This window comes from Ectobacillus sp. (assembly GCF_056992975.1).
Genome location: NZ_JBXKMX010000293.1, coordinates 1 through 11,872, shown reverse-complemented (window position 1 = coordinate 11,872; position 11,872 = coordinate 1). Strand labels below are relative to the sequence as shown.

Annotated in this window: 11 protein-coding genes; 9 read left to right on the top strand and 2 right to left on the bottom strand. The window is 38.2% G+C overall.

Annotated elements, in window-relative coordinates:
- From AC11ZT_RS13405 to AC11ZT_RS13385, 5 genes are all read left to right on the top strand, one after another.
- A partial coding sequence (locus AC11ZT_RS13405) for a phosphate/phosphite/phosphonate ABC transporter substrate-binding protein (protein WP_484060079.1) occupies nucleotides 1-705 on the top strand: 705 nt, incomplete at its 5' end.
- 144 nt (nucleotides 706-849) lie between these two features.
- Nucleotides 850-1,623 (top strand): phosphonate ABC transporter ATP-binding protein, encoded by a 774-nt coding sequence (gene phnC, locus AC11ZT_RS13400; RefSeq protein WP_484060078.1) that lies wholly within the window; start codon nucleotides 850-852, stop codon nucleotides 1,621-1,623.
- Nucleotides 1,620-2,411 (top strand): phosphonate ABC transporter, permease protein PhnE, encoded by a 792-nt coding sequence (phnE, locus tag AC11ZT_RS13395; RefSeq protein ID WP_484060077.1) that lies wholly within the window; start codon nucleotides 1,620-1,622, stop codon nucleotides 2,409-2,411. The genes phnC and phnE (AC11ZT_RS13395) overlap by 4 nt, the downstream gene beginning before the upstream one ends.
- Nucleotides 2,408-3,211: a phosphonate ABC transporter, permease protein PhnE gene (gene phnE / locus AC11ZT_RS13390; RefSeq protein ID WP_484060076.1), complete on the top strand. Its 804-nt coding sequence runs from the start codon at nucleotides 2,408-2,410 to the stop codon at nucleotides 3,209-3,211. Before phnE (AC11ZT_RS13395) ends, phnE (AC11ZT_RS13390) begins: the two co-directional genes overlap by 4 nt.
- A gap of 157 nt (nucleotides 3,212-3,368) precedes the next feature.
- Nucleotides 3,369-4,025 (top strand): TVP38/TMEM64 family protein, encoded by a 657-nt coding sequence (locus AC11ZT_RS13385; RefSeq protein ID WP_484060075.1) that lies wholly within the window; start codon nucleotides 3,369-3,371, stop codon nucleotides 4,023-4,025.
- 201 nt (nucleotides 4,026-4,226) lie between these two features.
- On the opposite strand, the gene AC11ZT_RS13380 is transcribed toward AC11ZT_RS13385, so the two are convergent.
- Nucleotides 4,227-4,883, bottom strand: a complete 657-nt coding sequence (locus tag AC11ZT_RS13380) for a TVP38/TMEM64 family protein (protein ID WP_484060074.1) — start codon at nucleotides 4,881-4,883, stop codon at nucleotides 4,227-4,229.
- Nucleotides 4,884-5,316: 433 nt separating this feature from the next.
- Here AC11ZT_RS13380 and AC11ZT_RS13375 point away from each other — a divergent pair, with 433 nt between their 5' ends.
- The 4 genes from AC11ZT_RS13375 to AC11ZT_RS13360 all read left to right on the top strand — a co-directional run bounded on the left by AC11ZT_RS13375 (nucleotide 5,317) and on the right by AC11ZT_RS13360 (nucleotide 11,724).
- On the top strand, nucleotides 5,317-5,958 hold the full coding sequence (locus AC11ZT_RS13375) for a TetR/AcrR family transcriptional regulator (protein WP_484060073.1): 642 nt from the start codon (nucleotides 5,317-5,319) through the stop codon (nucleotides 5,956-5,958).
- 4 nt (nucleotides 5,959-5,962) lie between these two features.
- Nucleotides 5,963-9,442: an efflux RND transporter permease subunit gene (locus AC11ZT_RS13370; protein WP_484060072.1), complete on the top strand. Its 3,480-nt coding sequence runs from the start codon at nucleotides 5,963-5,965 to the stop codon at nucleotides 9,440-9,442.
- Nucleotides 9,443-9,585: 143 nt separating this feature from the next.
- Nucleotides 9,586-10,500 (top strand): ketopantoate reductase family protein, encoded by a 915-nt coding sequence (locus AC11ZT_RS13365; protein ID WP_484060071.1) that lies wholly within the window; start codon nucleotides 9,586-9,588, stop codon nucleotides 10,498-10,500.
- Nucleotides 10,501-10,632: 132 nt separating this feature from the next.
- Entirely contained in the window at nucleotides 10,633-11,724 is a 1,092-nt protein-coding gene (locus AC11ZT_RS13360) for a nitric oxide synthase oxygenase (RefSeq protein ID WP_484060070.1), read from the top strand.
- A 66-nt stretch (nucleotides 11,725-11,790) separates the two neighbouring features.
- Here AC11ZT_RS13360 and AC11ZT_RS13355 read toward each other — a convergent pair whose 3' ends face one another.
- The gene (locus AC11ZT_RS13355; protein WP_484060080.1) at nucleotides 11,791-11,871 is read right to left on the bottom strand and encodes an IS3 family transposase; all 81 of its coding nucleotides are present in this window, start codon (nucleotides 11,869-11,871) and stop codon (nucleotides 11,791-11,793) included.
- Between the last annotated feature and the right edge of the window lies 1 nt (nucleotide 11,872).

Below are 11,872 nucleotides of genomic sequence, written 5' to 3'. Positions count from 1 at the left end.
AGCGTTTCAACTGATTATAACACTATCATTGAAGCGATGGCATCTAAACAAGTAGATGTTGGATTTTTACCTCCAACTGCTTACGTTTTAGCGCATGATAAGAAAGCAGCAAACGTAGCACTTCAAGCACAACGTTTTGGTGTGGATGATGCGACAGGTCAACCTACTAAAGATTTAGTAGATTTCTATAAAGCAGAATTTCTTGTGAAGAAGGATTCTCCAATTAAAGATATTAAAGATTTAAAAGGTAAGAAGATTGGATACCAAAACGTAACTTCTTCTGCTGGATATGTATGGCCTGCAGCTGTCCTTCAGGATGCAGGAATCGATCCATTAAAAGATGTACAACCAGTAACGTTAAAGGGTCATGACCAAGCTATTATTGCTCTATTAAACGGAGATGTAGATGCAGCAGTTGTGTTCCAAGATGCACGTAATACGGTGAAAAAAGACTATCCGAAAGTATTTGAACAAACGCAAATCATTAAGTTCACAGAAAAAATCCCGAATGACACAATTTCGGTTCGGTCTGATATGGATCAAGCTTGGGTAGAAAAAATTCAACAGGCATTCATTGATCTTGGTAAGGATCCAGAAAGTCAAAAAATCATTAGAGATATTTATTCTCATGAAGGCTACGTAAAATCGGATGATAGCAAGTTCGATATCGTACGCCAGTATAATACAAAAGTAAAAACAAAATAATTGTACTTGTTAAGAAATTACTCTCCATGATATTGAATATGGCCAGCTGTATTGCGTGTTAGATTGACATGTAATACGGTTAGCCATTTTTCTAGTTAAAGAGGAAATCATATGTTCATATTTAATAGAAGGTAGGGCACATACGTGATTGAGTTTCATAATGTTTCGAAAGTATATCCGAACGGGACAGTCGGTTTAAATAAACTTAACTTTACAATTAATAAAGGGGAATTTGTCGTTATTGTAGGACTTTCTGGTGCGGGTAAATCAACACTACTTCGTTCAATTAATCGTCTTCATGAGATTACAACTGGTGAAATAAGTATTGATGGAAAATCGATTACAGCTGCAAAGGGAAAGGAGCTTCGCCACATTCGCCGTGATATCGGTATGATTTTCCAAAGCTTTAATCTCGTAAAGCGTTCTTCTGTACTACGAAACGTATTATCGGGTCGCGTTGGGTATCACTCTACATTACGCACGGTGCTTGGATTGTTTCCAAACCAAGATGTAGAGCTAGCTCTGAATGCTCTTGATCGAGTAAATATTTTAGAAAAAGCATATTCTCGTGCAGATGAATTATCCGGTGGGCAGCAACAACGGGTTTCGATTGCCAGAGCACTTGCACAGGAGGCAAAGGTGATTCTTGCAGATGAACCGGTTGCATCTCTTGACCCTCTCACGACAAAGCAAGTGATGGATGATTTAAAGCGAATTAATCAAGATTTGGGTATAACTACCGTTGTGAATTTACATTTTATTGATTTAGCGAGAGAATATGCAACGCGTATCATTGGCTTACGTGCAGGAGAAATCGTGTTTGATGGAACCGTAGAGGAAGCAACGGATGAGGTGTTTGCTGAAATTTATGGTCGTCCCATCGACAAAGATGAGTTATTAGGAGAGGTTGCCAAATGAGCGGTACTACAACAAAAAACATACCTACTCCACCTCGTAAGCTAAAGCATACATTTACGGCTATTTTGTTACTTTTATTATTTTTCGGAAGTGGAATTCAAGTTGATGCTTCGCTTTCAAAGTTATTAGATGGATTACCAAATATGGTGGATTTACTAAAACAAATGGTACCTCCTGATTGGAATTATTTTTCCAAGATAACAAGTGCTATGCTTGATACTTTGCGTATGGCTATTCTTGGTACTACATTTGGTGCCATTCTTGCTGTTCCACTTTCTCTACTTGCAGCAAATAATATTGTTTCATCTCCTATTTTGTATGGATCAGCTAGGTTTCTTTTAAATTTAATTCGTACGGTACCAGATATACTTCTTGCCGCCATTTTTGTAGCAATATTTGGGATAGGGTCTTTGCCAGGTATATTTGCCCTAACTGCTTTTTCGGTAGGCCTGATTGCTAAGCTATTATATGAAGCAATAGAAGCGATTGATAACGGACCATTAGAGGCCATGACAGCCGTTGGAGCAAATAAGATTCAATGGATTTTTTATGCGATTATTCCGCAAATTACAGCACAGTTTATCTCCTTCGTACTATATACGTTTGAAGTAAATGTTAGAGCTGCAGCTGTGTTGGGATTAGTAGGAGCAGGAGGAATTGGTTTGTATTATGAGCAAACGTTAGGATTCTTACAATATCAGCAAACCTCTTCTATTATTATTTATACATTAATCATCGTGTTGCTCATTGATTACGTTAGTACAAGTTTACGGGAGAAACTGCTATGACTACTAATTCGAAAATGATACAAAAAACTAGAAAAATAAGTTTATATCGTTGGAGTATTGTTGCAGTGCTAGCTCTTATTTATGTATGGGCATTTTCAGGAATGCCCATTCATGGAATTAAACCAACAGCAGGTCAAATTACAAATTCAATCCTCTCAGGCATTGTTCACCCAGATTGGAGCTATGTGCTGCTTCCTGATGGAGAAGACTTAGTTCATGGTTTGATTGATACACTTGCCATTGCAGTGCTAGGAACATTTATTTCTTGCCTGTTATGTGTTCCGTTTGCATTTTGGGCAGCAAACAATATGAGCAAAGGAAAGGCCATTTCTAGGTCAGGAAAATTTGTGCTCAGCTTCGTACGGACATTTCCCGAAATCGTTATGGCGCTTCTCTTCATTAAAGCCGTGGGGCCAGGCTCTTTCGCCGGTGTGCTAGCCCTTGGATTACATTCTATTGGTATGCTAGGAAAGCTATTCTCAGAGTCTATTGAAAATATGGATTTGGGCCCAACCGAAGCACTTATTGCAACTGGTGCAAATAAAATACAGGTTCTATGGTATGCGGTGCTGCCGCAAGTATTGCCAGATTTTCTATCCTATACACTGTATCGATTTGAAATCAATGTTCGTTCTGCTGCGATACTAGGGGTAATTGGTGCAGGAGGAATCGGTACACCTCTCATCTTTGCACTTAGCTCACGTAACTGGTCACGAGTTGGAATTATATTACTCGGGATTATTATTATGGTAACACTCATAGATTTGATTTCCGGATATATACGAAAGAAATTAGTGTGATTTTTTTCGTAAAAAGGACTAGCATAAGGCTAGTCCTTTTTATATTTAAATAAGATCAGAGTAGAACATAGAAGTACTATAAAAAATATCGTGTATAGTTATGAAAAATATAGTAACGTAATCATATACGAAAGCATCATAGAGAGGAGTAACCTACTTGAAGAGGTTATGGAAGAAAAATAAATCCCTCATTGTATTACTATTGTTTGTTATCCTCAGCCTATGTATTGCATATGACACAGATATACTAGTTAAACTGAACGTAGATTTTCTTAGTCATTGGATGAGGCAGGAAGGAATCCTAGGCATGCTACTTTTTATTCTCGCCTATACTATTCGCCCAGTCTTCTTTATCCCCATGCTCCCTGTTACGCTGTTTGGTGGTTATACATTTGGTGCAGTGACTGGCGTTCTTTTAAATATTATTGGAGCGGGAAATAGTGCTGTTGTCGCTTTTTACATAGCAAGGAAGATTAAAAGTGAAAGAATTAAGAACTTTCTAGAAAAACATAAAAGACAAACAATTAGCGACCAAATCGAAAAGAATGGATTTCGTGTGGTCTTGTATATCCGTCTGATTCCGTTTATTCCGTTCGATAGCATTAATTATGGAATGGGACTCTCGAAGGTGAAAGCACGTGATTACATAGCGGCAACTTATATTGGTATTATTCCAGGTATTTTCGTAGCGAATTTCGTAGGAAATTCACTACGAAACATATGGAGCATCCAATTTGTCATTGCAATGGTATTATACGGGCTCATTTTGTTCATTCCGTATGTCTATAATAAAGTGAAAAATAAGAATCATTAGGAGTAAGATGGTAAAGATACGTAAATATTTAAGAGATTTTCTATGTGTCCTCTGTAGTGGAAGTATTGTGATATTTCACAATGCGTTATTTTGTTTCCAGCAAGTCAATTTCTCCTCGTTTCCTTTCAAAATTAAGCTTTGTTGGTTCTAATTACTCCACTTTTTTCCTGATAGTAGGAATGAATTTTATAAATCACAATTCTATATTGGAGCATTTGATTTTTCAACTGCTTTGTTCCAAGTTTTCCAAAGGATATAAGAAGCAGATGTGAAAACAAAAATGCCAATGCTAATTCCAATCGTGAGCGGCGCTGATGTTACGATGGAAGATCCAAGAAAGCTGTACAATAGCATCATCGGAAGGTTTCCTACCACTACAGCTACTATATAGTTTATGTATTTCATTTTTGTGGCTGCTGTGAGAAAGCAAGCGACATCAGTAGGGGCAATGGGGCATAGGGCAGCAAGCATTAGAAATTGAATATTGTAACGCTTTAAAAGATAAAGCATTCGTGGATACTTCTGAACAATCCCTTGATACATCTCCGTGCCTACAAGCAATCTTGCTAAAATAAATACAAGTGTTTCAGAAAGAAATAATCCGAAAGTGGTGAGCAAAAATGCCTGCAATGGCGAGAACAAAAATCCTGCTACAATCATAAAAACAATGCTAGGTATAAAGGTAATGATTCTTATTATAAATAGTGCAATATATAATAATGACTTCCATTGGTTATGGGAAGTAACCAGTTTTTGCACGAAAGCTTGATCCATATGCGTAAGCCCTGCTTGCTGTAAGATAATAAATAAGAAGAACCAGCTAGCAAAAACAAGGAATGGAATATATTTTTTCAACATCGGGTTCACCTCTATACTTCATAATGTGGTTTGAAACAAAAGAAGATTTAGCAATCTAACAAATAGAGTTGATACATAATCACATAGGCTAGTGGAATATTTTAATGAACCTTTTTGATGTGAATCGTTGTAAAAGTATTTTTGGAATAACTTCTTTTTGAATAAGGAATATTGAAAGGTGATGAACATCTCGTTCTTGATAAGATGGGATAATAACGTGTTCCGTGAAACTGATTCTTACTATTGTCCTCTCTATCATTACATAATCTGTCTTAGGGAAAAACCCTTAAAATTAATCCTATACAAATCTTAACAATTATTAATGTTTTTGCATCTTGTTTTTACGTAAAAGGTAAGATTCCCTCGTTGACAAAAAAAGAAGTGGTCGATATATTTGGTAAGTAAGTATTTACTTATTCAAAAGGAGAGAGATATGACACAAAAGCCTACTAAGGATCGCATTGTTGAGGAGGCACTCAGTCTGTTTGCAAAAAAAGGGTTTGCCGGAACTACAATTGCTGATATTGCGAAAGGTGTTCAATTATCCGAAGGCGCGCTATATAAACACTTTAAGAACAAAAAAGAAATATTTATTGCCTGCCTGCTGCCGCTTATCGAAGGAGAAATTGATTCTTGGTTACCCCAGCTAGAAGATGTAAACACATTGGAAGATATCATTGCAATTATGGTACGGCATCGATTTGAACTGATTTTTCATAATTTAGATGCATTCAATATTTTATTTACTGAATCGCTTCATGATGAAGAGCTAGGTAGATTGTTTCAGAAGCGCCTCATGCAAACGCAAAAACCGGAGTTAATTGCACAAAAGGTAAGACATATTCAAACAATGGATCGGACTATACCTATGTCTTTACCAAATGGAACGTTTTTAAGCATTGGACTTACAACAATGATTTGGGGTTTAGCGAATGACTATAAACGCAATTTGAAACAAATTGGAAGAGATTTTCCTTCGAAAGAAGCATTGCTTGATGAATTAACAAGATTTGTCCTATACGGAGCCTTAGGTTTTACCCATTCCAACTCTCAACTTTCTAAAGAAAAGGAGTAGGTTCATGAATTTTATAACTAAATTTTCTATGAAAAATGTAGGATTCATTTTTATCATCATTGCTCTCGTTTTTGCGGGGGGCATTTACTCTGCACGAACGATGAACCAAGAAAAGTATCCGAGTATCGATGTTCCGTATTTATCCTTTCAAGTCCAATATCCGGGTGCCACTCCAAATCAATCACTTGAAGATATCGGAAAACCATTAGAGGAACAGCTGTCAAAGATTAAAAATGTTCAAAATTTGTATGTTACCTCATCGGCAAATAACGTCAATGTAATGATTGAATTTTCTCTTTCTGCATCAATGGACCAAGCAGAATCAGATGTGAATGGTGCGATTTCAAAAGTAAAGTTACCTGACACTGCGAAAGCAATGCCACTGCAACGGAAAGGTCCAAGTGCGCAGCCTGTATATTTATTCGCAGTTGATGGCGGTGGGGCGTCTATTGATGATGTCCAAGCATTTACAGATAGCAAAATAAAACCAAGCTTACAATCTGTTCAAGGAATAGCAGATATAGAAATAGATGGTGTTTCAGCAAAGAAGGTATTTATTAAAGTAGATCCAGAAAAGCTTAAACAGCAAAATCTTACGCTTGATAAGGTGAAACAAGCATTGCTTGCGAATAATGTTACGGCTCCAACTGGGGAAGTGACGATGAATGATAAAACAATGCTTGTGCAAGTCGGAAAGCAATATTCAAACATAGATGAAATTAAGGCATCACCGATTATCGTAACACAGCAAAATACTTCAGGGTTACAGGATGCCTTCACAAACATAGGACAAGGCATGAATACATTAGGAAGTGCGGTAGGTGGTTTAGGTAAAACGGTTGGCATCAATTCAAAGCAACAAGAATTGATGCAACAAGAGATTCAGTTATCTGGAGCAATAACGCAGTTATCTGGACAAATACAAGCAGATAAAGTTCAGTTGCAGGCTCTGCAGTCACAAGCAGCAACTACCTCTGCTCAAGCAAAGGCGAATCCTACGAATCCACAACTAGCAAAAGCAAGCAGCGATTTAGCGACGCAAATGAATCAACTCAATCAAAAAATAGCAGGAGAAGAAGCAAAGCTTACAGAGCTACAAAACTCGATGAAGCAGCTACAAGCAGCGATTACAAGTTTATCTAGTACGAGTCAGCAATCTTTACAAAGCGTGCAGCAAAGTGGCTCACAAACGACACCATCTTCTAATTCTTCTGTGTCAATGGGAGGATTAACGATTCGTTCCTTACCATTATCGGATATTGCGGATGTAACCTATGCAAACGAGCAGCAATCCACGATAACAAGGTTGAATGGACACCCAGCAATTAGTGTCGGTATTATTCCAAATACAGATGCGAATACGGTTGATATTGTAAAGAAAACGAATGATCAGCTTGCAAAGATATCGATGCCAAAGGGTTATTCATTCACGACCCTGCGTGATGAATCTAAGGAAATTCAGCAGTCTGTAAATAGTATGATGAGAGAAGCATTGTTTGGTGCACTTCTTGCAGCTGTCGTAACATTGTTATTTTTGCGGAACATTCGTACCACAATCATTGCGATTCTTTCGATTCCGTTATCGATTTTCATTACCTTAATTCTATTAAAGCAAATGGGATATACGCTTAATATGATGACACTTGCCGGAATTGCGGTCGCAGTTGGGCGTGTCGTGGATGACAGTATTGTGGTTATTGAAAACTTGTATCGCCGCATCCGACATGCAGGCGAGGAAGAACGTACACAAAATCTCATTATGGAAGCAACTGGTGAAGTATCTCATGCGATTTCATCCTCTACCATAACAACCGTAGCGGTATTTATTCCGCTTGCCTTTGTTCCTGGTATCGTAGGAAAGTTTTTTGCGCCATTTGCTTGGAGCGTCGTTATTTCCATCTCATTTTCTTTACTCGTTGCGGTAACGGTAATTCCCGTCCTTTCGAGATTAACATTATTAAATATGAAGTCGTCCGAGAATAAAGACAGTTGGTTAGAAAATGTATACCGCATAGCATTACAATGGTCACTTCGTCGAAAATGGATCGTAGTAGGAATTTCATTGTTGCTATTAGTTGGTTCTGGATTACTGGCATCGAAAATCCCAGTGAATTTCTTTCCGGCCGAAGCAACGAAATATTATAATGCTTCTGTAACGATGCCAATCGGTACGTCTATAGATAAAACAAATGAAGTTGCTACAAAGCTTGAAAAAATCATTGCAGATACAAAACAAGTCGATAATTATGAAACGGTGGTGAACGGCGCGACAGTTTCCACGCAAATTACATTAAAAGATAACGTGGATACAAAATCGTTTGAGCGCGCGGTTCGAGACAATACGGAACAGCTTGGAAAAGATAGTATGACAACGTTAACTGCAACAGGCAGCTCTCCGGGCGGTGGAGGTTTAGCTATGATTATTACAGGTCCTGATGCGAAAACCATTTCTGCCGCAGCAGCTGATTACGAAGCGACTATTAAAAAAGTATCGGGAATTGCCAATGTGAAATCCAATGTTAAAGCTGTTCGTCCGCAAATTTCCGTAAATGTTGATAATGCAAAAGCAGCCGAAAAAGGGGTATATCCTGCCTCTGTTTCAGGTGCAATTCGTGATATGCTATCTGGTTCCACCATTTCTACGATGTCGCTTGATGGAAAAACAACAGATATTAATCTCGGACTAAAAACCGATGCTTTGCAATCAACAGACGCAATTGCTGCGCAAAAGGTAACGAGTATGACTGGTGAAGATGTTACCATTGGAGATATAGCTAAGGTTGAGCAAACAACGGGACCTACCTCGGTTCAACGTTTGAACAAAGCTGATTATGTCTCCATTTCAGGTACTTTTACAACAGATAATAGTCGTCAGGTACAAACTGACATTAAAAATGCAGTAGCCAAAGTCTCTGTTCCGACTGGCGTTAGCTATTCATTTGAAGGGGAGGCAAAACAAATTAATGAAGGATTTTCAAATATGTTTGCTGCGATAGGAATTAGCATTATCCTCGTCTATGTAATCATGATGATTACATTTGGCGAAATGCTTGCTCCATTTGCCATAATGTTCTCCTTGCCATTTATTTTTGTAGGTGTCGTCCTCGGTTTATTTATGACAGGACAGTCACTTGGAATGCCAGCCTTAGTAGGGATATTGATGTTAATTGGTATTGTTGTGACGAATGCCATTGTTCTAGTTGACCGCGTGAAGCATAACGAAGCAATTGGAATGTCAACGTATGACGCGCTAATGGAAGCAGGCATGAAACGAATTCGTCCCATTCTAATGACTGCGGTTGCGACGGTTGGAGCACTAACGCCGCTTGCTCTTTCATCAGAAGGCGGATTAATCTCAAAGTCACTTGCGGTTACCGTAATTTCAGGGCTTACGACGAGTACAATTTTAACTTTGGTAATTGTACCAATTATGTATTTAGCCTTTCATAACTTACGAGCAAGAATGTTTGGCGAAAAGAAATAACAAGGAGCGAATATGCACGAGAGGGAAGCGAATAAGGTTTCTCTCTCGTTTTTTGTTGTATCCTATCAGTTATCACCGATATAATGATGCTAAGTATTGATTTTACAAAGCATAATTTTTATTTTTGTAAGGGGGATGGATCCGTGAAATTCTTAGTAGTGGGTGCCGGAGCAGTAGGTGGATATTTCGGAGCAAGACTGGCGGAAAAGGGTGAAGATGTCACATTTTTAGTTCGTGAAAAAAGAAAAACGCAGCTGCAAGCAAGGGGATTGCATGTAAAAAGTGTTCACGGAGATGCAGTTATTCATCCGAAATTAATCGCAGCAGGTGAGCCTGGTGCGTTTGATGTAATTCTTATTGGAACTAAGGCTTATCATTTAGAGCAAACGATACAAGATATAAAACCGTATGTGCATAAGGAAACAGTTATTATTCCGATGCTAAATGGTATGCAGCATATTGATATGTTAACGAACGCCTTCTCGAAGGAATCTGTAATAGGTGGGTTATGTTTTATTGAATCTACTTTGTCAAGTGAAGGACATGTCATTCAAACGAGTCCCATTCATCGATTTGTATTCGGCGAATGGAACGGGGAAAGAACGGAGAGAATTCGTAATATAGAAAAGGCATTTCAAGATACACGGGCCATGATAAGCGTGAGTGACAACATTCTCCGTGATATGTGGCATAAATATTTGTTTATTACGACATTCTCTGGCGTGACTACTTTGTTTCAAAGATCGATTGGTCCCATACGAGAGGTCAATAGAGGAGTAAAATTGATTGAAAGTCTACTACAGGAAACAGCACAAATCATGAGGGTGGTACAAGCTCCCATTATAGATAATATCGAAGAAAAGCAAATGAAAACCATGGGAGAAATGGGCTATAGTATGAAATCTTCTATGCTGCGCGATATGGAAAAGGGTCTATCTGTAGAGGTAGAAGCATTGCAAGGATATTTACTATCATTAGCAGAGGCAAACGGAATTGCTGCACCTACTTTGCAAAGTGTATATGTAAATCTGAAGTTATATGAGAAAGATAAGGAATAGGATAAATCATATAACAATTGTTTTTTTAGAATTGAAAATATGATAAAAATGTGACAGATATATATACTAGTATGGTCGAAAGAACTGGTCATATATAATGAAACAAAGAAATACATCATGAAGGAGGATCACGTGTATACGAAACATGTACTTTTTCACGAAGCAGAACAGTTTATTACAACCTGTTATAGGGAATTAGATAAATCGAAAGAAGAACGTGAAATACGGTTACATGAAATTGAGCAGATGATAGACAAATATGGCTATTATGAGCATACGTTTGAAGAACTAGAACATGGTGCACGAATGGCGTGGCGTAATAGTAATCGCTGTATCGGACGATTGTTTTGGAATACATTAACGGTATTCGATAAGAGGACGCTACAACAAGAAGACGAAATATTTGATGCTCTTTTGGAACATGTTACATATGCCACGAATGATGGGAAAATCAGACCGACAATTACGATATTTCAGCAAAAAGAAAGCAACCAGGAGCGGGTACGGATTTGGAATCATCAAATCATTCGTTATGCAGGGTATGAAACGGAGAATGGAATAATCGGTGATTCGTCTTCTATTGCTTTTACTCGTGTTTGCGAAGGGCTTGGGTGGCGCGGTGAGCGAACCCATTTCGATATTTTGCCAATTGTTATTGCAGTCGGTGGCAAGTCACCTATTTGGTATAATATTCCTCGTGAGTTTGTTCTTGAAGTACCTCTTGTGCATCCAGAGTTAGAAGGGTTTATAGATTTACAACTACGTTGGTATGCAGTTCCTATGATTAGTGAAATGAAGCTTGAAATAGGAGGTATTACTTATACAGCCGCTCCGTTTAATGGCTGGTATATGGGAACAGAAATTGGAGCTCGGAATTTAGCAGATGAAACTCGCTATAATATGCTGCCGAAAGTAGCTTCTTTATTAGATTTGGATATGTCTCGACAAGCAAGCCTATGGAAGGATAAAGCGTTAGTTGAGCTCAATATTGCAGTTCTTCATTCTTTCAAAGAAAAAGGAGTTAGCATCGTGGACCATCATACGGCCGCAGCACAATTTCAGCTATTTGAAAATGGGGAAGACGAAGCACGTAGAGAGGTCAAGGGAGATTGGACTTGGCTCATTCCTCCAGTTTCACCGGCAACAACGCACATCTTCCATAAATCTTATCTCAATGAACAAGTAACGCCGAATTTTTCCTATCAAGACAAACCGTACGCATAAACAAAGAGGGTTCCAAACGAATGAAGTGACCCCTGTCAAGTAGACATCGGAAATAAATAAACGCTGCTAGACGGCTTTAGCCCTATATTCTAAAGGGCTAAGGCCGTTTAGTCTTTTTTGTAATCGCTCGTAATTATAAAATTGAATG

Bases quoted from the DNA above. Each gene is read 5' to 3' on its own strand.
- phnE (WP_484060076.1), top strand. From the start codon at position 2,408: ATGACTACTAATTCGAAAATGATACAAAAAACTAGAAAAATAAGTTTA.
- AC11ZT_RS13375 (WP_484060073.1), top strand. From the start codon at position 5,317: ATGACACAAAAGCCTACTAAGGATCGCATTGTTGAGGAGGCACTCAGT.
- AC11ZT_RS13370 (WP_484060072.1), top strand. From the start codon at position 5,963: ATGAATTTTATAACTAAATTTTCTATGAAAAATGTAGGATTCATTTTT.
- AC11ZT_RS13380 (WP_484060074.1), bottom strand. From the start codon at position 4,883: ATGTTGAAAAAATATATTCCATTCCTTGTTTTTGCTAGCTGGTTCTTC.
- phnE (WP_484060077.1), top strand. From the start codon at position 1,620: ATGAGCGGTACTACAACAAAAAACATACCTACTCCACCTCGTAAGCTA.